The 20,868-nt window shown below is 60.2% G+C and carries 20 protein-coding genes; 7 read left to right on the top strand and 13 right to left on the bottom strand.

Translation table 11 applies throughout. From position 1 onward, the window contains the following. The first annotated feature begins 7 nt into the window (after nt 1–7). Both AC3WJP_RS05375 and AC3WJP_RS05380 read left to right on the top strand, forming a co-directional pair. Nucleotides 8–1,249, top strand: coding sequence for an MFS transporter (locus AC3WJP_RS05375; protein ID WP_493720196.1), 1,242 nt, complete (start codon nt 8–10; stop codon nt 1,247–1,249). Further along, the gene (locus tag AC3WJP_RS05380) at nt 1,242–2,903 is read left to right on the top strand and encodes a thiamine pyrophosphate-binding protein (RefSeq protein WP_493720197.1); all 1,662 of its coding nucleotides are present in this window, start codon (nt 1,242–1,244) and stop codon (nt 2,901–2,903) included. The genes AC3WJP_RS05375 and AC3WJP_RS05380 overlap by 8 nt, the downstream gene beginning before the upstream one ends. Here AC3WJP_RS05380 and AC3WJP_RS05385 read toward each other — a convergent pair. Then, nucleotides 2,875–3,843 (bottom strand): LysR family transcriptional regulator, encoded by a 969-nt coding sequence (locus tag AC3WJP_RS05385; RefSeq protein ID WP_493720198.1) that lies wholly within the window; start codon nt 3,841–3,843, stop codon nt 2,875–2,877. The two genes, AC3WJP_RS05380 and AC3WJP_RS05385, sit on opposite strands and share 29 nt — an antisense overlap. 364 nt (nt 3,844–4,207) lie before the next feature. Between AC3WJP_RS05385 and AC3WJP_RS05390 the strand changes: the two genes are divergently transcribed. Then, nucleotides 4,208–5,020: a DUF1206 domain-containing protein gene (locus tag AC3WJP_RS05390; protein ID WP_493720199.1), complete on the top strand. Its 813-nt coding sequence runs from the start codon at nt 4,208–4,210 to the stop codon at nt 5,018–5,020. Between the two features lie 103 nt (nt 5,021–5,123). Beyond that, complete coding sequence (locus AC3WJP_RS05395) at nt 5,124–5,372, top strand: hypothetical protein (RefSeq protein ID WP_493720200.1); 249 nt, start codon at nt 5,124–5,126, stop codon at nt 5,370–5,372. A gap of 141 nt (nt 5,373–5,513) precedes the next feature. Here the strand turns inward: AC3WJP_RS05395 and AC3WJP_RS05400 are convergent, their stop codons facing one another. After that, nucleotides 5,514–6,515 carry an NADP-dependent oxidoreductase gene (locus tag AC3WJP_RS05400; protein ID WP_493720201.1) on the bottom strand — a complete coding sequence of 334 codons (1,002 nt, stop codon included), beginning with the start codon at nt 6,513–6,515 and terminating at the stop codon, nt 5,514–5,516. 46 nt (nt 6,516–6,561) lie between these two features. Between AC3WJP_RS05400 and AC3WJP_RS05405 the strand changes: the two genes are divergently transcribed. Beyond that, nucleotides 6,562–7,521 carry a LysR family transcriptional regulator gene (locus AC3WJP_RS05405; protein WP_493720202.1) on the top strand — a complete coding sequence of 320 codons (960 nt, stop codon included), beginning with the start codon at nt 6,562–6,564 and terminating at the stop codon, nt 7,519–7,521. Between the two features lie 335 nt (nt 7,522–7,856). Here the strand turns inward: AC3WJP_RS05405 and AC3WJP_RS05410 are convergent, their stop codons facing one another. The 3 genes from AC3WJP_RS05410 to AC3WJP_RS05420 all read right to left on the bottom strand — a co-directional run bounded on the left by AC3WJP_RS05410 (nt 7,857) and on the right by AC3WJP_RS05420 (nt 12,110). Continuing rightward, nucleotides 7,857–10,073 carry a TonB-dependent siderophore receptor gene (locus tag AC3WJP_RS05410; RefSeq protein ID WP_493720203.1) on the bottom strand — a complete coding sequence of 739 codons (2,217 nt, stop codon included), beginning with the start codon at nt 10,071–10,073 and terminating at the stop codon, nt 7,857–7,859. A 297-nt stretch (nt 10,074–10,370) separates the two neighbouring features. After that, nucleotides 10,371–10,841, bottom strand: a complete 471-nt coding sequence (locus tag AC3WJP_RS05415) for a hypothetical protein (RefSeq protein WP_493720204.1) — start codon at nt 10,839–10,841, stop codon at nt 10,371–10,373. Between the two features lie 258 nt (nt 10,842–11,099). Beyond that, nucleotides 11,100–12,110: a zinc-dependent alcohol dehydrogenase family protein gene (locus tag AC3WJP_RS05420; RefSeq protein WP_493720205.1), complete on the bottom strand. Its 1,011-nt coding sequence runs from the start codon at nt 12,108–12,110 to the stop codon at nt 11,100–11,102. A 157-nt stretch (nt 12,111–12,267) separates the two neighbouring features. On the opposite strand from AC3WJP_RS05420, the gene AC3WJP_RS05425 reads away from it, so the two are divergent. Next, complete coding sequence (locus AC3WJP_RS05425; protein WP_493720206.1) at nt 12,268–13,209, top strand: LysR family transcriptional regulator; 942 nt, start codon at nt 12,268–12,270, stop codon at nt 13,207–13,209. Between the two features lie 222 nt (nt 13,210–13,431). Here the strand turns inward: AC3WJP_RS05425 and AC3WJP_RS05430 are convergent, their stop codons facing one another. From AC3WJP_RS05430 to AC3WJP_RS05460, 7 genes are all read right to left on the bottom strand, one after another. After that, the gene (locus AC3WJP_RS05430) at nt 13,432–14,511 is read right to left on the bottom strand and encodes an alpha/beta hydrolase (RefSeq protein WP_493720207.1); all 1,080 of its coding nucleotides are present in this window, start codon (nt 14,509–14,511) and stop codon (nt 13,432–13,434) included. After that, complete coding sequence (locus tag AC3WJP_RS05435) at nt 14,508–15,296, bottom strand: carboxymuconolactone decarboxylase family protein (protein ID WP_493720208.1); 789 nt, start codon at nt 15,294–15,296, stop codon at nt 14,508–14,510. Before AC3WJP_RS05435 ends, AC3WJP_RS05430 begins: the two co-directional genes overlap by 4 nt. 59 nt (nt 15,297–15,355) lie before the next feature. Further along, nucleotides 15,356–15,835 (bottom strand): (R)-mandelonitrile lyase, encoded by a 480-nt coding sequence (locus tag AC3WJP_RS05440; protein WP_493720209.1) that lies wholly within the window; start codon nt 15,833–15,835, stop codon nt 15,356–15,358. 67 nt (nt 15,836–15,902) lie between these two features. Beyond that, a complete protein-coding gene (locus AC3WJP_RS05445) occupies nt 15,903–16,895 on the bottom strand; it encodes an aldo/keto reductase (RefSeq protein ID WP_493720348.1) in 993 nt (330 codons plus the stop codon). 53 nt (nt 16,896–16,948) lie between these two features. Beyond that, nucleotides 16,949–17,551, bottom strand: a complete 603-nt coding sequence (locus AC3WJP_RS05450; protein ID WP_493720210.1) for a flavodoxin — start codon at nt 17,549–17,551, stop codon at nt 16,949–16,951. Between the two features lie 3 nt (nt 17,552–17,554). Further along, the gene (locus AC3WJP_RS05455) at nt 17,555–18,391 is read right to left on the bottom strand and encodes an oxidoreductase (RefSeq protein WP_493720211.1); all 837 of its coding nucleotides are present in this window, start codon (nt 18,389–18,391) and stop codon (nt 17,555–17,557) included. Between the two features lie 37 nt (nt 18,392–18,428). After that, nucleotides 18,429–18,689, bottom strand: a complete 261-nt coding sequence (locus tag AC3WJP_RS05460) for a hypothetical protein (RefSeq protein WP_493720212.1) — start codon at nt 18,687–18,689, stop codon at nt 18,429–18,431. Nucleotides 18,690–18,840: 151 nt separating this feature from the next. Here AC3WJP_RS05460 and AC3WJP_RS05465 point away from each other — a divergent pair, with 151 nt between their 5' ends. Then, nucleotides 18,841–19,734, top strand: coding sequence for a LysR family transcriptional regulator (locus AC3WJP_RS05465; RefSeq protein WP_493720213.1), 894 nt, complete (start codon nt 18,841–18,843; stop codon nt 19,732–19,734). A 237-nt stretch (nt 19,735–19,971) separates the two neighbouring features. Here the strand turns inward: AC3WJP_RS05465 and AC3WJP_RS05470 are convergent, their stop codons facing one another. Next, nucleotides 19,972–20,856: an AraC family transcriptional regulator gene (locus AC3WJP_RS05470; RefSeq protein ID WP_493720214.1), complete on the bottom strand. Its 885-nt coding sequence runs from the start codon at nt 20,854–20,856 to the stop codon at nt 19,972–19,974. Nucleotides 20,857–20,868 lie beyond the last annotated feature (12 nt).

Below are 20,868 nucleotides of genomic sequence, written 5' to 3' on the forward strand. Positions count from 1 at the left end.
AGTGAGTATGCAGTCGTGGTACGGCAGTATGGCGCCCAGACAACGCAAGACCTTCTGGGCCTGTTTCATGGGATGGGCCCTGGATGCCATGGATGTACAGCTGTTTGCCTTCGTCATCCCGACCCTGCTGATAGTATGGGGCATGACCAAAGGCGAGGCCGGCATCATCGGCACCTCGGCGTTGATCGCTTCGGCACTCGGTGGTGTGATTGCCGGCGTGCTCGCCGACCGTATTGGCCGGGTCAAGGTGCTCAAGCTGGCGATCTTGTGGTTCTCGTTGTTCACCGGCCTGTCGGCCTTCACCGACTCCTTCCATACCCTGTTGTTGACGCGCAGCCTGCAGGGGTTGGGTTTCGGCGGTGAGTGGGCGGCGGGCGCGGTGTTGATCGGCGAAGTCGTCGACAAGCGTATCCGCGGGCGCGCCGTCGGTTCGGTGCAAGCAGGCTGGCCGGTCGGCTATGCCGCCGCAGCGCTGGCGTACTGGATCGCTTTCAGCCTGATGCCTGAGCACACCGCCTGGCGCGTGCTGTTCCTGATCGGTCTCTTGCCGGGTTTCCTGGTGCTGTGGATGCGCCGCAACATCGAGGAGTCCGCAGCCTTCGCAGCTGCCGCCGAGTACCGGGAGAAAACCGGCCTGTGGAAGAACTTCGCACTGGTGTTCTCGCCCAAGGTGTTGCCCCTGACGCTGATGGCCTCGTTGATGGCCGCCGGTGCGTTGGGCGGTAACTACACCATCCTGACCTGGCTGGTGACCTACCTGCGCGAAACCCAGGGCCTGACCGTGAGCATGACCGCCTTGTACCTGGCGGTGAACATCTTCGGTTCGTTCTGCGGCTACGTCGGCATGGCTTACCTCAGCGACTACCTGGGGCGCCGCACGACCTTCGCGCTGTCGGCCGCCGGTGCGACCCTGACCGTGCTGGTGTACACCCAACTGCATTTGCCGATGTGGAGCCTGTTGCTGCTCGGCTTCCCGCTGGGGCTGTTCCAGTCGGGCATCGTCTCGGGCATGGGCGCGTGCTTCACCGAGTTGTTCCCGGCCCAGATTCGCGCCAGCGCCGGGGGCTTTTCCTATAATTTTGGCCGGGGCATGGGCGCCCTGGTGCCGGCGGGCGTCGGTCTGACCAGCGCGACGTTCGGCCTGGCCGCTTCCATCGGAGTATGGGCGGCTTGCTCGTACGTATTGGTCTTTATCGTTGCGATCTTCCTGCCGGAAACCCGCAACAAGGAGCTCGAAATTCATGTCTGATTCCTGCAACAGCCGCCATGGCGGCGCGATCCTGGTCGAAGCGCTGCTGCGCAATGCGGTCGACACGTTGTATTGCGTGCCTGGCGAAAGCTACCTGCCGGTCCTCGATGCACTGCACGACACGCCTGCGATCAAGACCATCGTCACCCGTCACGAAGGCGCGGCCTCGAACATGGCCGATGCCTACGGCAAGCTGACCGGCCGCCCCGGCATCTGCTTCGTGACCCGCGGCCCGGGTGCGACGCATGCCAGCAACGGCGTGCACACTGCCAAGCAGGACTCGACGCCGATGATCCTGTTCGTCGGCCAGATCGAGAGCAGCTTCAAGGGCCGCGAAGCCTTCCAGGAGGTCGATTACCGGCAGATGTTCGGCGACCTGGCCAAGTGGGTCACCGAGATCGACAGCATCGAGCGTATCCCGGAAATCGTCAGCAAGGCGTTCAGCATCGCGATGTCGGGCCGGCCTGGGCCCGTGGTGATCGGTCTGCCGGAAGAGGTGCTGTTCGGCACCGCCGAGGTGGCCGACGTGCCCGCGGTGCGCATCGCCCGCGCTGCGCCCGAAGCCGCCGCCATGGAGGAGCTGCGTGAGCTGCTGAGTAATGCCAGCAAGCCCTTGGTGATCGTCGGTGGCAGCGGTTGGGATGAATGGTCCATCGCTGCGTTGCAGCATTTTGTGAACGCCAATGATCTGCCGGTAGCCGCTTCGTTTCGGCGCCAGGACCTTCTCGATAACCGCGATCCGCATTACGTCGGCCAGCTCGGCCTCGGTACTTCGCCCAAGCTGCTGGAGCGGGTGAAGGAGGCTGATCTGCTGCTGGTGGTAGGCTCGCGCTTGAGTGAAACGGTGTCCCAGGCCTACGCCCTGATAGCGCCGGGCAGGCCCGCGCAGAAAATGGTCCACGTGCATCCCGATCCCGAAGAGTTGAACCGCGTGTACCTCGCCGACCTGCCGATTCTCTCGGCGCTCGGCCCCTTTGCCCACGCCGCCGAAGCGCTGGAGCCAGTGGACAGCAGGAGCTGGGCCAACTGGACTGCCGCCGCCCGCGCCGACTATGTGCAACATTCGACGCCGCCGGCCGCCCATCCGCAGTTGGCGGGCGTCGACATGGGCGCGGTGATCGCCCATTTGAACGATGTGCTGCCCGACGACGCGGTGATCACCAACGGCGCCGGCAACTACACGGTATGGGTGCATCGCTTCTATCGCTATCGACGGCCGGCTACCGAGCTGGCACCCACCAACGGCGCCATGGGCTACGGCTTGCCGGCGGCCATTGCCGCCAAGTTGCACGCACCCCAGCGTGACGTGGTGTGTTTCGCCGGCGACGGCTGCTTCATGATGTACCCGCAGGAGCTGGCCACTGCCATGCAGTACGGCGCGCCGATCGTGGTGATCGTGGTCAACAACGGCATGCTGGCGACCATCCGCATGCACCAGGAACGCGAGTACCCGGGGCGCATCTCGGCCACGCAATTGGCGAACCCGGATTTCGTCGCTCTGGCCCAGGCCTTCGGCGCCCATGCCGAGTTCGTCGAGCGTACCGAGGACTTTGCCGCCGCCTTCGCCCGTGCGCGCCAGGCAGGGCGCGCCGCGCTGCTGGAACTGCGTGCCGATCCCAGGCAAATCACCCCGCAGGCGCGTCTTGAGGAATAGCGCCGGGGCGGGGCTCCAGCAACTGGGCGCCCGGCCACAGCCCGTGTTCGACCATCTCCACCGCGCGCTGGCGGATGATCTGCGTCACCGCCCACAGCCCATCGGCGGCGATGCGGTTTTTCGGCCAGACCATGGCGATGGTGCGCTGCACATCATGGCCGTCCAGCCGGTAGCTTTTCAGGCGGCCGGCATTCACTTCCTCGATCACCGCCGCCTCCGGCAGCACGGTGCAGCCGCAGTCTTCTAGGACCAAACGCTTGGTGATGGAAATCGAGCCGTCGCATTCCAGCGCGATGTTGCTGGAAAAGCCGTAACGGTTGGCCAGCGATTCCACCAGCAAGCGCAAGCCGTGGTGGGTGCTGGGCAGAATCAACGGAATCTCGCCCAGCTCGCGCACATCCACGCTATCGCCCGCCAGCGGGTAATCGGCGGGGGTGATCAAGTGCACGCCTTCGCGCAGCAGCGGGTCGTATTGCAAGGCGCCGGGATGCTCGGGCAGGTAGAGCAGGGCAATGTCGACGCTGCCTTCGCTGAGCCGCGCGAGGATGTCGGCGGCCAGGCCCTCGACGAAATGCACCTGGGTCAGCGGGTAGCGCGCCTTGAGCGCATGCCCCAGGCGGCCGAACAGAATGCGCGCGATGGTCGGCTGGGCGGCGATGCACAGTTTCGCTGGGCCTTGCTCGACGCTGTCGCGCATGGCGCGCTCGGCTTCTTGCAAGGTGGCGCTGAGGGTGGCCGCATAACTTAACAATTGCGTGCCACGCTCGGTGAGGCTGACGCCACGGCCGCTGCGATGGAACAGCCTCACCCCGAGCTCGGCCTCGAGCAGGCCGACGCGGCGGCTGATGGTCGACTGATCGGCACCCAGGGCAATGGCCGCGCGGGAAATGCTGGCGCTCTTGGCGACCTGGGCGAAGAGTTCGAGGTCATCCGAGTTCATGGGGGCTCCGTTGGAGAGGGAAACAGACCTGTGGCGGCGCGGTCGGCAGTATAGATCAGAGCAATTGTGCGGCAACGCGCCATGCGCCCTGTGCATGGCAGCTAGGGTGTGGACGCATGGCAGGCTTAATTCTGACGTAATAGCCGGTTGCAACGCTGGCTGTTTTTCAGAGGACCACTCATGTCACGAGTAAAGCTTTCATGCCTGGTCATTGCCTGCGTGCTTTCGCCGGCTCTGATCGTCATTAACGATGCACCGCAAGCCGGCTAGCCCGCGCATTGCAAAGATCGCAGTCCTCGATCCAGTGATAGAACCCCTTCCCGCCAGACGGGTCTGTTCCTGTATTACTTTCAGGAAAACAGCGATGTCACCGCGCCACAGCCTTATTGTTCTTGCACGCGCAGGGTACGCCGCTCGAGGAGTGCTTTACCTGATCATCGGCGTCTTCGCCTTGTTGGCGGCAAAGGATTCGACAGCCCCCAAAGACAGCCACAAGAGCCTGGAAGCCTTGTTGGCCCAGCCGTTCGGCTATTTTTTAGTGGCGGTTGTGGTGGTGGGTCTGCTGGTATTTGCGGCTTGGCGTGTCCTGCAAGCGACCCGCGATGTCGACCATCACGGCAAAAGTCTGAAGGGTCTGGTCATCCGCACCGGTCTGTTGGCGGGAGGTTTGGTCAATGGGGCTCTGGCATTTTTCGCCTCAGGCCTGCTCATCAGCGCGATGGGCAGCTCAAGCGGTTCAGGCGGGCAAACCAAAGACTGGCTGGCGCATCTGTTGTCCTGGGAGCATTCCAACTTATTGGTGTACCTGATCGCTGTGATTCCGCTGGGTGTTGGAATCGCTCACATCGTCAAGGGATGGAAGGCGTCGTTCGAGAAGTATTTCGAGGCCGACGAGGAGGTGATGCGCTACGTCCGCCCGGTGTCTCGATTTGGCCTGATTGCCCGTGGCATCGTTTTCATAGAGATTGCATTGCTGTTGGCCGTCAGCGGCTCTGCCTATCAAGCCATTGACCCGCCCGGTATGAAGGAAGCCCTCGACGCGCTGCAGCAACTGCCGGCCGGATGGCTGGTGCTGATGGTGATGGCCTTCGGGTTGATTGCGTTTTCGGTCTACAGCTTCTCTGAAGCCTTCTGGCGCAAGATAAATATGCAAGTACCCGGAGTTTCGGGAGCCTAGGGCAGCGCCGCAATGACAGCTCGTTCGCGGTCCGCTCGAACGCGACTGAACTGTTGCGCCCTGGCGGGGACTGAACTTGATACCCCCTGAAGGAGCCAGCCCCATGAACAGCGATCAATTCAATCAATACGACGCCGAGCGCCTGCACCAGCGAGTCGCGGCCGAACTGGGCATTACTGCCGAAGAACTGACGACCTGGATGATCAACGATATCGAGCGAGTGACCGAGGGCGGCAAGGACGTCGGGCACATGGTGGTGTTCCGTGAGTCGACCCCTACGGAAATTCTCGACCGGGTTCAGCACAAGCAGAGCCATTTCACGGCCATGACCGGGGTGATCGATCTACGCTAGGTGCGGCGCGGCTTTGCTGGCAAAGCCCGCAGCCCCGTTGGTCCGCCAGCCTCCGCTCTTGGGCGCTTGGACAGGTACGCTCGACAAAGGCCCTATCAATCCCGATCTGGGATCGCCAATGCCACCCTCGATATCGCTTGCTCAGACACTCAGCACGATTTTCCCCTGAATACTCCCCCGCGCCGCGCGCTCATGAGCCGCCGCCGCCTCAGCCAGCGCAAAAGTACTGTCGAGCACGATACGGACAGTACCGTCGTCCAGCAGGCGAGCGGCCTGGGCCAGTTGCTTGCCACTGGAGCGCACCTGCGTGGTGGACACGGTGATCCCGCGAAGGGCTGCTTCACTGGTTCCCGAAAAGCCCAACGGATTGACCAGAAACAGCGCACCGCCCGGCCTGATGACGCGCAGAAAACGCTCCATGGTCGCGCCGCCGACCGCATCCACCACTAAATCCACATCATGCTCAGCAGTGTCGACAGCGACCTGGGTGTAATCGATGAACTCGTCAGCGCCCACATCCCTAAGCATGCTCTCGTGCTTGCCCGAGGCCACCGCTATCACATGGGCGCCTTGCCATTTGGCCAGCTGGACCAGCAGATGCCCGACGCCACCGCCCGCGCCATTGACCACAACCGTCTTGCCGGCGAGCGCTACGGGGGTATGCGGGAACGCCTGAAACGGGTTCGGCACGTCATGCCCCAGGTCGATCAGAAACTGCCAGGCGGTGAGCAGCGACATGGGTGCACCCGCCGCCTGGAGGTGATCGATGCCCTGGGGTTTGAGCGCCAGCTCAGCGGCCGCAACGCAGACGTACTCGGCATAGGCGCCGCTGCCCGTGGCCATATCGGCCGGGAAGCGCAGCATTGCGAAGACTTCGTCACCGATGCTGAAGCCGTCCACCCCATCGCCGATCGCTACAACGACCCCCGATACATCAGTGCCCAGAATCAGCGGGAAGTTTGGGCTGGGCCGCCATTCGGGCGGCAGCGCCCGATATCCATCGCGCAGATAGAGATCGGGTGGGTTGAGGCTTGCCGCCATGACGCGCACCAGCACCTCACCGGTTTGCGCGATGGGCTTGGGCGCCTGTTCGTACCGCAACACCTGCGGGCCTCCGAATTCGTGCAATTGCACGGCTTTCATCATGTCGCTCATCACAACCTCGCACAGAGATCCATTGGGGTGCCTGATGTTAGAGGTGATCGGCAAGGTTGATAATGGCGCTTTATTTCGTTTCAATAGTGCCATGAAGGAACAAACAGGTTTTGACAGCCTCACCGGCTTGATCGCATTCGCCCGCGCAGGCTCTTTGGGCAGCTACACCGCTGCCGCTCGCTCGCTGTCGGTTTCGCCCTCTGCCATCAGCAAGAGCATTCAACGACTGGAGCGCCATTTCGGCATCGCGCTGTTTACCCGCACGACACGCTCACTGGCCCTGACCGCTGAGGGGCGCGACCTGCACGGGCGGGTGCTGGAACTGCTGCGCCAGGCGCAAGACATCGAGCAAGTGGCCAGGTCAGCCCGTTCCGAACCCGCGGGTACCTTGCGGATCGCCACCTCCCTGCCGATCGGGTTGCACATGATCGCGCCGGCCGTCACCCGGTTTCGTGCGCTCTACCCCAAGGTGACCATCGATCTGCGCCTCAGCGACCAGATCCTGGGACTGGCCGAAGAGGGCATCGATCTGGCGGTGCGGATCGGCGAGCTGGCGGATTCGTCGCTGTTGTCGCGCCGGCTCTCTGCCTACAGGCTCTGCTGCTACGCGTCGCCGGATTATCTGGCCAGGTGCGGCACCCCCATGCATCCCGATGAACTGCAGGGGCACGCAACGGTGAACCTGCGCTATCAGAACACCGGCCAGGCGTTTCGCTGGCCGTTCCGGATCGGCGACAGGGAAATCGAGCTACTGCCATCGTCGCCGGTCATCGTCGACGCAAGCGAGGCGGTGATGGCGCTGGTCGCTGCGGGCGCCGGTATTGGCATGGCCTCCAGCTTCATGGCCGCGCCATGGGTGAAGCGCCGGGAGTTGATCCCGATCTTGTCCGACTTTGCCGTGGATCGGCACAACATCACCGCCATATGGCCCGAAAGTCGCCGCAGCAATCCGGCAGTGCGGGCGTTTCTGGACCTATTGATCGAATGGCTTTGAACGGGATGGGCGCGATAAAACTGTCTGTTACTCAGGGGTTCGATCAGCATGACGCCGCCAAACTTTGCATGCCCCACAAAGGGGACCCGCCCTGAACAAACGATCCGTCCTACCTAGCCATGGCGGTTTTATACCTCAAGCTGTTCATCACCCCGCACTGATGCTCGCCATTTCGCTCGCCGGCAATCGCTGGGGCGCGCGCCTGGCGGGGCTGCTCTCGGGGTTGCCTGTCACTTCGGCGAGGCGCTGGCGGCGGTGTTCCGAGCGACCGCGTGACAGCATAAAAAAGCCCGGGCCGGTGATCCGGCGCGGACTTTTCCAGGGGTGGCGGCAAATCAGAAATCGTAACCCAGGGTCGCGATCACATTGCGGCGGTTGCCGTAGAACACCGAATCTTCGTAGTAGCCCGGTTCAAAGTAATGCTTGTCGAACAGGTTATTGGCGGTCACCGAGATTTTCGTTCCGGTCAGCCCGAGTTTGCCCAGGTCGTAGCGCAGGGTCGCGTCGGTGAGGAAGTACTGCGAGGTACGCAAGGTGTTCTGCTGGTTCTGCGAGGAGCCGACGTAGCGCTCGCCAGCGCCTATGCCCAGGCCGTCCAGCGGGCCACTGCGAACGCTGTAGTCGAGCCACAGGCTGGCGGTATGGCGCGGGATGTTGCGTGGGGTGTTGCCCTCGTAGGTGTTGTCCTTGGTGATCTCGGTGTGGGTGTAGGCGTAGGACGCGATCATGTTGAGGTTTTCGTTCAGGCTGGCCTTGCCTTCGAGTTCCAGGCCCTTGGATTCGATCTCCCCGGTCTGCACCGAAAAGCCCGTGTTGACCGGGTCGGCGGTGGAGACGTTGCGTTGGGTCAGGTCGAAAGCCGACAGCGTGACCGAGGCGTTGTAGCCCTCGGGCTGGTACTTCACCCCCACTTCGAATTGCTTGCCGGTGGTGGGTTTGAACAAGTTGTTGTTGATGTCGGTGTCCGGGTTCGGCTGGAACGAGGTGCTGTAGCTGGCGTACGGGGTCACGCCGTTGTCGAACAGGTAAGCCAGGCCGATGCGGCCGGTGAATTTATGGTCGTTCTGAGTGCCGCTGGACTGGCTGACCGCGTCCTCTTCGTGGTCCCGGGCGTAATCCTGGCGGCCGCCGATGGTCAGCGCCCAGCGATCGAGTTTCATCTGGTCCTGCACGTAGATGCCCACCTGCTGCATTTTCGAGCGGGTGTCACGTTGCAGCGAGTCGAACCATACCGGCGCACCGCCGTAGACCGGGTTGTACAGGTCGAGGTTGTTGAAAGCGTCTTCAGGGTCGCCGTTGAGCCGGGTTTCCTCGGCCTTGTAATGGGAATAATCGATCCCGGTGATCAGCGTGTGGCGGATCGCTCCGGTGTTGAAGCTGCCCTGGATGTTGTTGTCCATCAGGAAGGTATTGCTACTTTTCGGCCGGTACTGCAGGCCGATGTCCTGGGTGCGGCCATCAGGGTTGAGCACCACGTCCGGGCCGCTGGAGAGGAAGCCCACCACCGAGTGCATGTAGCGCAGGTTCTGTTGGAATTTCCAGCCATTGTCGAAATCGTGCGCGTAGATCGAGCCGATCGAGGTGGTCTCGACGTGGTAGTAGCTGCCCAGCCAGCCCAGATTGGTGTCGGAGTCGATGTGGCCGCTGGGGCTGCGCTGGACGGTGCCGATGTACGGAAAGCTCTGTTCCGAACCGCCGGTCACGGTCTTGTTGTAGGCCGCCAGAACGGTCAGGGTGTCACTGTCGTTGGGCTTCCAGGTGATCGACGGGGCGATGTAGGTGCGGTTGTCCGGCGAGTGATCGACCTGGGTGCCGCTGTCGCGGCGCAGCATGACCAGGCGGCCGGTGAGGCTGCCGTCGTCCGTTAGTTGATCGTTGAGGTCGATGCCGAACTGCTGGCGACCATGGCTGCCGGCCTGGTACTCAACGTGATGGATCGCTTCGTCCTGGGGCCGCTTGCTGGTCAGGTTGACCACGCCACCGGGCGACATCTGTCCGTAGAGTACCGACGCCGGGCCTTTGACCACATCGATGCGCTCCAGGCCGAAAGTTTCGAAATTGGTGTCGTACTGGTTGAAGCCAGTGCGCAGGCCGTCCTGGTAGATGCCGAACAGGTTGAAGGCGCGGAAGCCACGCAGGAAGATGTCGGGCGCGCCCTGGCCCCCGGCATAGTCGATGGCGCGAATGCCGGGGGTATAGGCCACGGCGCTGTTGAAGTCCTGAATGCCGCGCTGGTCCATTTCGTCGCGGGTAATCACCGAGATGGTCTGCGGAATTTCGTTGATCGGGGTATCGGTCTTGGTGCCGGTGGTGGTGCGCTTGGCCACGTAACCCTTGACCGGGCCGTCGCCGGTTTCAACCTGCAGGGCCGCCTTGATTTCGATGTTGTCCAGGGTCAGGTCGGCATCGGCAGATTGACCAGTGCTGGCGTCGGCCGCCATCACCCAGGCTGGCGAACTGGCCAGTACCAGGCCGACTCCGGCCATTTGCATGGGGCGGCGCAAGCACTGGGCCATAATCGAAAGGGTCGAGGGGAAAACCGAAACCGCCATGGCCGCTCATCCTTAAAACAATTGATAGTACGAATAATTCGCAATTGTAATTGTTTTTAATCAAATTAAACGAGCGAAAATGCGTCAGGGACGATTTAAATGCAGAGCGCGCGGTGCCTTCAGACGCTGACGCGAAGTCCTGAGGCTAGGTTCGATCCGTAGTGGCCGTTCGAGGAGGACAGACATCGGCCACAAGGAGGCAGCAATGGCGGACTTGTGAGGCGCAGGTCTGGCTACGATCTATCAGTCGGAGGACTCGGAGGGCAGCGAGGTGTACACACCGTCCTGACGATTGGGTCATGCACCCACGTCATTTACCCGTTTGCGCCATCCATCCCTTGCCTCTTGCTCTGAGGTAAAGACTTGCACTTTTGGGTGCCAGAACTCCCCCTCGATTACGATGCATTCCAAGGCAGAGTCCTGAAACGTAAAGACGTAATGGATAGCATCTTTCATGAACCGCTGTTTATCGTGTCGAGGGTGAATGGCGTTTCTCTGCTCAAGCTCTGTTAGCCAAGGCGAATTTTCTATTTGATGAATTTGGTAATGCGTCAGGCCAAGTCCGATAAACGGGTGGCCACCTAAAGCCTCGTCGTTTGGCGAACCGAACTGGATTTTCTTTACTAGCGGGAAATGAACCACCGCTATTTCTTCCCCAGCGGTGCAATACCGTAACCATAGCTGCGTATCCGTGGCGAACACTACGGGTTCGGGCGACGTACTTGGCTGTGGCCAGGAGTCGAGCAGCACTACGGTCGCTAATGACATGGGGGAACCTAGTGAATGAACGGGAAGTGAATGGAGTGCGAGCGTCACTCGTTGTCCTCAAACCTTCTGATCGCGATCGACCGCTTCTGGCCGATAGCTGCCTCTGGATTGTGAAGATGTGCCTGCATCAGACAACTGCTTGCCATCAGAAAAGCTCGGTCACAGCTCATACGGATATGGGCAGCCGCCCGCCATTGCCCAGTTGCAGTTCAGCCAACAACCGAGCGGCGGGTTGCCGCTGTCGCTCGACGCAACGAATCAGGAAACTTTGATCACCACTTTGCCAAACGCGCCTTTTGCCAGACGTTCAAAGGCCTTGTGGACGTCTTCGAACGCATAAGTCTGATCGATCACCGGGCGGATCGAGTGTGTATTCAGGAATGCATTCATGCGCTCGAACGACGAGCGCGGTGCCACTGCGATGCCCCGGATGGTGGTCTGACGGAAGATCAGCGGCATCAGGCTCAACGTTGTCGCCTGCCCGGTGAGGAAACCGATCTGAGCGATCTTGCCAGCAGCCTTGGTTGCCAAAATCGACTGGTTCAAGCCTTCGCCACCCGCCACGTCCAGCAGAAGATCCACGCCTTTGCCATCGGTGAGTTTTAGGGCTTCCTCTTCCCAGCGCGGACAGGTTCGATAGTTGATGCCAGCCACTGCGCCAAGCTCTTTAGCCGCTTCAAGGTTAGCGTCGTTGCTGGAGGTGACGATCACCTTGGCCCCAAGTGCGGTTGCGAGTTGTACAGCGAAAATCGATACCCCGCCGGTGCCTTGCACCAGTACGGTCTGGCCCGGCTGGATCTGGCCATAGTCCACTAGCGAGAACCATGCTGTCAGGGCTGCGATGGGAAGCGTCGAGGCTTGTTCGTCGGACATGTTGGCGGGAGCACCTACAGCGCTGTCTTCGTGAATGATCATGTACTCGGCCAAACCACCGGGTAAGGGCATGCCAAAGCAGTAGTCGGGTTCGTTCGGCCCTGGCTCTGCGTCAATCCAGCGTGAGTAGAGGTGCGAGTTTACCCGGTCGCCCACGCTGAACCGGCTGACGCCCTCGCCAACAGCGACGACAGTCCCTGAAGCGTCGCTGACCGGGATCAGTGGCTTCGGGACTAGGTGGGGTTCGTAGAAACCATCGATGATGGCCTTGTCGCGAAAATTCAACGAAACCGCGCCTACCTTCACCAGCAGTTCGCCGGCTTTGGGTACAGGCGTAGCCGCTTCGCCGAAAACCAGATTATCGAGACCGAAGTCGTTTAGAAGCCATGCTTTCATGTGTCTTTCTCCTGTGGAGTGATCTGTCGTCGGCATTGTCCTCAAGCATGCTTGCCCGATAAATGCCCGGTCAGGCACAGGATTGTTATTTTTTGAGATAACAATCAGAGTAAGTCCATGAGTTCAATGCGCAACAAAAGACAAGCGAGACGACACAATGGAATTGCTCCAGTCCATGCAGGTATTTGCCCGATTGGCTGAACTAGGCAGCTTCACCCGCGCCGCAGACGTGATCCAGATCGGTCGCCCTCAAGTCACGCGAGCGATACAGGAGTTGGAGGCTTCACTCGGCGTGCGCTTGTTTCAGCGTACTACCCGATCCGTGAGGCTGACCTCGGAAGGGGAGCAGTTCTACGAGCGCGTGCAGTCGATTCTGGGCGAGGTTGCGAATGCAACAGCGATGTTTTCCTCCCCGCGCTCAACCGTAGGCGGGCGACTGCGAGTCGATATCCCTACGGCTTTTTCTGAACCTGGCCTGATCGAAAGTTTGCGCACATTTACCACGAGCTTCCCGGCAGTCGAGCTTGCATTGGGGGTCACTGATCGGACGGTAGATCTGGTTGCAGAAGGAGTGGACTGCGCGCTGCGTATCGGTGAGTTACCGAGTTCAAGCCTCGTAGCCCGGCGCATCGGTATGGCGACCATGGTCACCTGCGTGGCACCGCGATACCTGGAGGAACATGGCGAGCCCACAAGCCTGGAGGATTTGAACACTCATCGAGGAGTCACTTTTTTATCCGGGCACAATCGGCGCCCGCAGGCGTGGCGATTTATGGATAACGGGCGCGAGCAATCGCATGTGAGTCGCCAAGGCATTACCGTCAACGAGTCCAACGCCTATGTAGCGTGCGGGGTCGCGGGCTTCGGCATCCTTCAGGCGCCTGGAATTACGTTGGATCGTTATCTTTCGGACGGAACGTTGGTTGAGGTACTGCGTTCCTATCGCCCGCATCCAAGGCCGGTATCCGTGTTATACCCCAGCCGTGCGCATCTGGCGCCGCAGGTTGAGGTGTTCGTTGATTGGGTGCACGAGCAATTCCCCCAACTCTATGGACGGTGGCTAGAGGATCAGACAGGTAATCCGGTTTCGCGGAGGTGAATGTGCAAAGAGGCTGCTTTCGACCCAAAGCGGACGTTCCGGGCGGTCAAGAGACAGTCAAACTGCTGGTGGCAGGCTGGCTTCGGTTGATCCCACGGATCTGACTATCGGTCTGCGATGGCTGCTGGTCTTCGGTCGGCCCAAGCCATGACACTTACCAATGCCCAGTGCAGTTTCCATCCAAACCTGTCATTTTTTTACAGAAATCGTAAGCCACTCAATTCAATCCAGACGTTTTGTTGCCAAGAATCTGGATACCAAGTCTGCGATCTGCACGTTGTTCAAATCAGACATAGGGAAGTGGGTGTTGCCCTTGATTCCGATTTCCGGCAAGTGAATCAACGTCACGTCTCCCCCGTGTTTATTGACGGTATCGCGCCATAGCCGAGCCATCTCCAGTCGGGCACGCCAGCTATCCTGGGCGGGCAGATCGACGGCGTTTTCCGGGATGTTGTCGCCATAGATGACCAGGATTGGAATTCGCGTTAGAGCCGTGAACTGCGCCATCGAAACTGCCATCCCCTGAACCGTATCGAATGCACTGGGAATCGGCGTGGGTACTTCATTTTCCGGAAAGACGAAGCTGCTTCCCGGCTCAAAAGCAACAATCGCTTTGACCTTGTTGTTCTTGATCGCGGTCAGCCATCCAGGCCCACCACCCTGGGAGTGGGTGAACAAAATGCCGGGGCCGACCTTGTCGAATATTGCTGACACGCCATCAGAAACTACGGCCATGTCGAACGGTCCGGTGTTCGGTGTCATGGCGCGGAAGAACTGCTCGCGGGTTTGCGCGTCCTGAGCGACCTGTACCCCTTTGAAGTAATCAGGCCACAGGCCGATACGGAACTGGTTGAACCAGAGCTGCTCGTCAGGGGTAGGCTTGACCGTCGCCTCGACCATGCTGCGCCCAGCATTGCCTCGACGCGGTTGATCGATCAGGTACACACCGAACTGACGGCGCAGAAAGAGAGTCTGGAAACCTTCACGGCCGTCAGCCGTGGTTTCCCAGGTTTTCGAGAACTGGCCAGCGCCGTGCCACATGACGATGGGCAGTTTTCGGGCGTTCACGGGAATCTGATAAAACGTGTACGCATGGTCGCCATGGTAGGTTTGACCATCGGGCGTCATGGGTTTTCGTGGGTTGAAGATGCCTGGAGCCGTCGTCATCGTCCCGCCAGCCGTGAAGCTGCCTTGCTGCTGAATCATCAGCGGCGCGAGAGCACTCGATTCTTTTGAATGGCTGGCGCAGGCGGTAAGCAGGCTCAGCAGAGCAGCGGCCATTAGGTATTTTCCAGTACTCATGCTTCACCTTCTGACGTTGCGAGTGCTTGTGTGAGGGCGGTCCTTGCACGTTTGCCGGAGTGCTCATCTGCTTGCGTCGACAAAACTTCTGTCAGTTCGCGCAATTGTGCTGCGCTCAGCCCCACCCGCAGGCTCGCTCGCATATGCGACAACAACTGCGACTCCACGCCGGACGTTGCGGCCAAAGCCCCAACAGTCGCCAGCTCGCGGCTCTGCCAATCAAGGTTGTCGCGCTCGAATATGTCGCCGAACAGATGGGCTTTTAGGAAATGATTGATGACAGGGGCGAAATCGAACACGGGTCCCTTTACCGGACTGCCGGAAATCCGCGTCTGATTAGCCGTACCTGCGGCTACCAAGGCCTCGCCCGTGGGTATGGTCCGGCTGGGTTCACGTCCGGGCGCGTCCTGGATGCCACGCTGTTTGCGCAGTTGGACCACCGTCATCAATTCATTCAGCGCGTTGAGGCTGCGCGGGAAGCCGGCGTAGGCGTAAAGCTGCGTCAGGATTTCCTTCTCCTCGCATATCGTAAGGCCTGCATCCAGGCCTTGATTAAGCGCGAGATTTAGCCTGGGCATGTCACTCGTGGCCATGAAGGCCGCTATTAACGGAATGGCTTGTTGCTTGGCCGAAAGTCCAGCCGATGCCGCTTGTGCAACACTCAGTGTTTGTGACGCCAAGGCTGTTTGGGGCAATGGTGCGAATCCAAGCCCCGGACACAGGATAATGGCCAAAGCCAGGGGGACGGGCGCACGACGTTTGATGGCGTGATGAGTAATTGGCATGAGTGGTCATCCTTTGCGCTTCATTGCCGAGCACATCCGGCTAGTTTTTACAGGTTGCTCTAAGGCGTTTCCCCGCCGTACTGTGCGGCTGAAACCTTGTCCATCCAGGTGACGGTTGTGCCATTTTCGGCTTCAGCAATCGCGATATGGGTCATGCCATTTGTGGCAGTCGCCCCATGCCAGTGGCGTGTATGCGGTGGAATCCACACGACGTCCCCTGGGCGAATCTCCTGACGTGGCCCGCCTTCTTGCTGCACGTAGCCGACGCCTGCGGTGACAATGAGCGTTTGCCCAAGCGGATGGGTATGCCACGCTGTGCGAGCGCCAGGCTCAAAAGTTACCGTGCCGCCGCCGACACGCGCAGGGAGATCGCCCTTGAACAGGCCATCCACCCGAACTGAGCCTGTGAAGTATTCCTCAGGCCCTTTCGCCGAAGGTTGAGAGCCTGCACTGCTGATTCGGATTTCGTTGGCGGGCTCAGCGCAGGCTTCACCGGCCAGAAGCGATAAGGCCACAAGGGGAGCAATCAATGGTTTCATCAGAGATGATCCTTCATGCTGTCGGCTTGGGCGCAATTGCCCTCGCGACGAGCGGCGGGGGTGGGCGTTAGAGTCCGGTCATCTTCATCGCAGACTCAGGCAGCCGATCACCCTGCACCTGGATGAGGGACATCTGGTCATTGATCAAGCACAGGTCTGCATCGCTCAAGTCCAGCTCGACAGCACCCAGGTTCTCATCCAGACGATGCTGCTTCGTGGTCCCCGGTATTGGAACAATCCACGGCTGTTGCGCCAGCAACCAGGCCAACGCGACCTGTGCCGGCGTTGCGTTTTTGCGCTGCGCGACGGCCTTGACGATTTCGACCAGCGCCATGTTTGCCTTGCGCGCTTCGGGAGAGAAGCGAGGCACGAAATTACGGAAGTCTGAGGCGTCAAATTGCGTGTTCTCGTCGATCTGGCCGGTTAGAAAACCGGCGCCAAGCGGGCTGAAGGGGACAAAGCCAATGCCCAGTTCTTTCAACGCGGGCAACAGTTCGTGCTCGGGGCCGCGCCAGAACAACGAGTATTCGCTCTGCACCGCTGTCACCTGTTGAATCGCATGGGCGCGACGTATGGTGTGAACGCCTGCCTCAGACAAGCCGAAGTGCTTGACCTTGCCCTCGGCGATCAGGTCTTTGACAGTACCCGCGACATCCTCGATGGGTACGTTGGGATCGACGCGATGCTGGTAGAACAGATCGATGCGATCAGTGCGCAGGCGCTTGAGGGAAGCCTCTGCTACGGCGCGGATATGCTCGGGGCGGCTGTTGGTGCCGGCGCCGCGCTGACCGGAAACCAGATCGATATCGAAGCCGAACTTGGTGGCGATGACGACCTGATCGCGGATGGGCTGCAGGGCTTCACCCAGCAACTCCTCATTGCCGAAAGGGCCGTAGGCTTCAGCGGTGTCGAAGAGGGTTACCCCTTTCTCATGGGCGTTGCGTATCAACCGGATCATGTTCTGTGTATCAGCGGCTGGCCCGTAGGCCGAGGTCATGCTCATGCATCCAAGGCCCAGCGCGGACACTTCCAAGCCGTTGCCCAGCGTGCGAGTTTTCATCGGTGACTCCAATTCAAGAAAAATGGTTACGGCACTGATTGAGCCTGCCCTCATCAGCTTGGGACGTGGCTTTCACCAAGCCAGGCTGTCACGCGCTCCATGGTTTTGCGTTCCTGCTCTCCCTCCATCACGAAACCGTCTGCAAGCTTTGCGCGGGGCGCATGTGTTTTGAGAACGCTGTGGCTATCGCCTAACCCGTAACCGCCGTGGGTGATGAAGGGAATAAGGGTTTTGCCCGTCAGGTCGTGGGTTTTCAGAAATGAGCGCACCACCGGCGGGGCGGTTTCCCCCCAGATGGGGAACCCCAGGTACAGGGTCTCGTAATCCGCCAGATCGCCAATCCTGGTTTGCAGCGCAGGCTCGAAGCCGCTGTCACGCTCCTTTCTGGCCTGTTCCACAGTTTCCAGATAATCCTCGGGGTAGGGCGTCGACGGGCTGATTTCAAAAAGGTCCGCTTGAAGCCCCCTCTGAATCAGTCCGGCGATGACGCGGGTGTTGCCGGAGCGGGAGAAGTACACCACCAGGATGCGAGATCCCGAATCAGATCGTTCGCTGGCGCCTTCTTGCGTATTGCCGAGCGCCATAAGCGGTGCGCTGGCCAGTGCAGCGAGTGCGCTGCTGAACACCGTGCGGCGGGCGATGGGATGGGATTTCACTGATCAGATCTCTTCCCGAAAGTCGGTGCTGGTACTGGCGGTCTCCCATGCCGCGATCTCAGCCAATTGGCGATTCAGCGCTTGCGACACAATCTTCACCGCGTCGCTGCCCAGCAGCAGACGTTGCGGCAACTGCTCCTTGCACAGCGTATCCACGATCAAGCGAGCGGCCCGCGTCGGATCACCGGGCTGGGTGCCGTGCATGCGGTCGTTCTCGGGGCGGCGCGGGCCTACTGTCGCGGCGTAGTCGGCAATCTCAATCTTGGCCCCTGTCAGTGAACGCCCTGCAAAGTCGGTGCGAAACGCTCCAGGCTCGATGACCAGCACGCGGATGCCCAGCGGCTCGACCTCGGTCTTGAGCGTGAGGGTGATGCCTTCGAGGGCCATCTTTGCGGCTGAATAATAAGCCGAGCCCGGATTCCAGAACTGAGCGCCAATCGAAGAGAAATTGACAATGGTGCCCGAGCGCCTTTCACGCATGACCGGCAGTACCGCTTTGATCAGCGCTATGGGGCCGAACACATGAGTGGCGAACAAGTTGGCGACATCTTGTTCGTCACCTTCCTCAACGGCAGCGCGATAGCCATAGCCCGCATTGTTGATCAACACATCAATCGGACCGAAGTGCTCCTCAGCCAGGGCAACGGTCTGCGCAATGGAAGCCTTGTCTGTCAGGTCGAGCGCAACAGCAAGGGCGCGTTCAGGGTAGGCCCGCTCGAACGCTTTTACCTTGTCGACACTGCGGGCGGTGACGATTGCATTGAAGCCTGCATCGAGCACGGCCGTAGCAATGGCATGGCCAAGGCCCGAAGAACAACCGGTGATAAGCCAGGTAGTCATGTGTTTTTCCTCCGACTCAGTGTTTGTTTTGCATAATTCACGCCGCGTCAGTGGCGTCTGCTGTGTTGTTTGCCTGTACCGGCACGGGGCGAGCGATGGTTGCCAGATCCGACCATCCATTCTGGGCTGAGCGGATGAAACCGAACGCCAGTCCACCTATACCCAAGGTGTAAGCGCTCTGTACCCACGCGAGATTGGCTTCGCTGAAACCCAACTGTTGATGAATCTTGGGAAGGCCGGTCAGCACCACGGATATGTCGAGCACGATCATCACATAGCTGATCAGGATGATCGCCAAGATGGCGCCCTTGTGAGTGGCCTGGGGAGGGCTTGAGTACAAGCTCATGGTATTTCTGAAGTCCGGTGAAGGAGTTCAGACCACTATAAGCCCGGTTCCCGAGTGCGATAAGATGTCATAATCCGAATGCTCTTATAAGTCAGGCTAATCAATGGCGAACGAAAATTACAACGAGTTGGCGGCGTTCGTCATGGTCGCCCGAGAGCGCAGCTTTACCCGAGCTGCGGCGAAGCTGAGTGTTTCGCAGTCGGCGCTGAGTCAGACGGTGAGGGGGCTTGAAGAGAGACTCGGACTGCGGCTGCTCACCCGCACGACCCGCAGCGTAGCGCCAACTGAGGCAGGGACGCGCTTGTTCGACACCCTTGCGCCGCGTTTCGAGGAGATTGCTCAGGAGCTCGCCTCCCTGAGTCTGCTGCGCGACAAGCCGTCAGGGACCATCCGCATCAATGCGGGCGAACACCCGGCCATTTCGGTTCTTCAGCCAGCGCTACGCAAGCTTGTGCCAGATAACCCAGACCTTCGGGTGGAGATCATCGTCGATTATGGGCTCACCGATATCGTGGCTCAGGGCTTTGACGCGGGAGTGCGAATGGGCAACCAAGTGGCCAAGGACATGATTGCGGTACGTATCGGCCCCGATCTACGCATGGCCATTGTCGGCGCCCCAGAATACTTTTCTCGTTACGGGGTCCCGCGAACACCCCAGGACCTTACGACGCACAATTGCATCGGGATCCGGTTGCCAACGTACGGCGGCATTCCTCCTTGGTCACTCGATAAAGATGGCCATGAATTCAACGTGCGCGTTGAAGGACAACTCGTATTCAACAACATCAGCCTTCGTCTGAACTCAGCCCTGGATGGATTAGGTCTTGCCTATCTTCCGGAAGATCAGGTGCTTGCAGATGTCAAAGCCGGGCGGCTGGTTCGGGTTATGGAGGATTGGTGCGAGCCATTCCCGGGCTATCACCTCTATTACCCTAGTCGTCGTAATGCATCCTCAGCTTTCACTCTGCTGGTTGAGACGCTGCGTTATCGCGAGTAAATCTCGTGGACCTGGCAAGGGCGACGACAGCAGTCCGCACTTCAGAGCCTGAAGGAAGTGACGCCAGCGTCCGCTTCTGGCCGTTAGCGGCCCCTCGGACATGTGTATGACTTTTAAGCGAGACTTCAAAGTCATCTATCCCCGCGCTGCAAATTCAGAAAATTCCACTGGGTTAATTCCGCCAACCTGGCGGGCATGGCAGTCACCTAGCAAGCCACAACTGCACTCGCGGTGACCCTAAACTTTTGTTGCTTCCAGGATTCTCCCCGCATCTCTCCCCGGAGGTAAGCCGAAAACCCGTGCGTAATCTCGACTGAACTGGGTCGCGCTTTCATAGCCCACCTCGAACGCCGCCGACGTGACGCTTTTGGCGCTGGCGATCATCAGCATTCGCGCCTGCAGCAGGCGTACGCGCTTCTGATACTGCAACGGGCTTAACGTAGTCACTGCCTTGAAATGACGATGAAACGCCGAGACGCTCATGGCCGCTCGCTGTGCCAGGCTCTCGACTCTGATGGGTTCGGCGTAGTCACGGCGTATCCATTGGATGGCCTGGTTGACCCTGGCCATAGCCGTGTCGGGCGCGGCGATCTCTCGCAACATCCAGCCATGGGGCCCTTGCAACACGCGAAATAGAATCTCGCGCTCGTACGCAGGTGCCAGGGCCGCGATGTCATCTGGCTTGCCCATCAGGCGCAGCATCCGGACCCAGGCGTCCATCAATTCGGGTGTGGTGGCGGCGACCGAAAAACCGGGATCCTTGTCGTGGCGCCCGGCAGGTTTGGGCAGGTCCGCCAGCAGTGTCGACAGCACCATGGGATCGAGCGTCAGGCTTACCGCGAGGTATGGCTCGCCGGTGACGGCGGGGTGGACAGCGCCCACGGCTGGCAGCTCGATGGACATGACGAAATAGGTCGCCGGGTCGTACCGCAACGCGCGGTCGCCCACTGTCATCGTTTTACTGCCCTGCAAAATCAGATTGATCATCGGCTCGTAGACCGCCGCGAGCATGTGCTCCGGGATCTTGCCCTGGACCATCGCTACGCGCGGGATGCCCGTCTCGGTGCGACGGTTTTCGGCTTTGGCGGCGAGGGTACGTAGTTCATTCAGTTGGCTGTTCATGCCGGGCATGCT

It is taken from the genome of Pseudomonas sp. GW821-FHT01A09, from assembly GCF_058986725.1.

What these genes read in the sequence shown, in the direction of transcription:
- AC3WJP_RS05375 (WP_493720196.1), top strand. Translation starts at nt 8, where the DNA reads ATGCAGTCGTGGTACGGCAGTATGGCGCCCAGACAACGCAAGACCTTC.
- AC3WJP_RS05380 (WP_493720197.1), top strand. Translation starts at nt 1,242, where the DNA reads ATGTCTGATTCCTGCAACAGCCGCCATGGCGGCGCGATCCTGGTCGAA.
- AC3WJP_RS05385 (WP_493720198.1), bottom strand. Translation starts at nt 3,843, where the DNA reads ATGAACTCGGATGACCTCGAACTCTTCGCCCAGGTCGCCAAGAGCGCC.
- AC3WJP_RS05390 (WP_493720199.1), top strand. Translation starts at nt 4,208, where the DNA reads ATGTCACCGCGCCACAGCCTTATTGTTCTTGCACGCGCAGGGTACGCC.
- AC3WJP_RS05395 (WP_493720200.1), top strand. Translation starts at nt 5,124, where the DNA reads ATGAACAGCGATCAATTCAATCAATACGACGCCGAGCGCCTGCACCAG.
- AC3WJP_RS05400 (WP_493720201.1), bottom strand. Translation starts at nt 6,515, where the DNA reads ATGAAAGCCGTGCAATTGCACGAATTCGGAGGCCCGCAGGTGTTGCGG.
- AC3WJP_RS05405 (WP_493720202.1), top strand. Translation starts at nt 6,562, where the DNA reads ATGTTAGAGGTGATCGGCAAGGTTGATAATGGCGCTTTATTTCGTTTC.
- AC3WJP_RS05410 (WP_493720203.1), bottom strand. Translation starts at nt 10,073, where the DNA reads ATGGCGGTTTCGGTTTTCCCCTCGACCCTTTCGATTATGGCCCAGTGC.
- AC3WJP_RS05415 (WP_493720204.1), bottom strand. Translation starts at nt 10,841, where the DNA reads ATGTCATTAGCGACCGTAGTGCTGCTCGACTCCTGGCCACAGCCAAGT.
- AC3WJP_RS05420 (WP_493720205.1), bottom strand. Translation starts at nt 12,110, where the DNA reads ATGAAAGCATGGCTTCTAAACGACTTCGGTCTCGATAATCTGGTTTTC.
- AC3WJP_RS05425 (WP_493720206.1), top strand. Translation starts at nt 12,268, where the DNA reads ATGGAATTGCTCCAGTCCATGCAGGTATTTGCCCGATTGGCTGAACTA.
- AC3WJP_RS05430 (WP_493720207.1), bottom strand. Translation starts at nt 14,511, where the DNA reads ATGAGTACTGGAAAATACCTAATGGCCGCTGCTCTGCTGAGCCTGCTT.
- AC3WJP_RS05435 (WP_493720208.1), bottom strand. Translation starts at nt 15,296, where the DNA reads ATGCCAATTACTCATCACGCCATCAAACGTCGTGCGCCCGTCCCCCTG.
- AC3WJP_RS05440 (WP_493720209.1), bottom strand. Translation starts at nt 15,835, where the DNA reads ATGAAACCATTGATTGCTCCCCTTGTGGCCTTATCGCTTCTGGCCGGT.
- AC3WJP_RS05445 (WP_493720348.1), bottom strand. Translation starts at nt 16,895, where the DNA reads ATGAAAACTCGCACGCTGGGCAACGGCTTGGAAGTGTCCGCGCTGGGC.
- AC3WJP_RS05455 (WP_493720211.1), bottom strand. Translation starts at nt 18,391, where the DNA reads ATGACTACCTGGCTTATCACCGGTTGTTCTTCGGGCCTTGGCCATGCC.
- AC3WJP_RS05465 (WP_493720213.1), top strand. Translation starts at nt 18,841, where the DNA reads ATGGCGAACGAAAATTACAACGAGTTGGCGGCGTTCGTCATGGTCGCC.
- AC3WJP_RS05470 (WP_493720214.1), bottom strand. Translation starts at nt 20,856, where the DNA reads ATGAACAGCCAACTGAATGAACTACGTACCCTCGCCGCCAAAGCCGAA.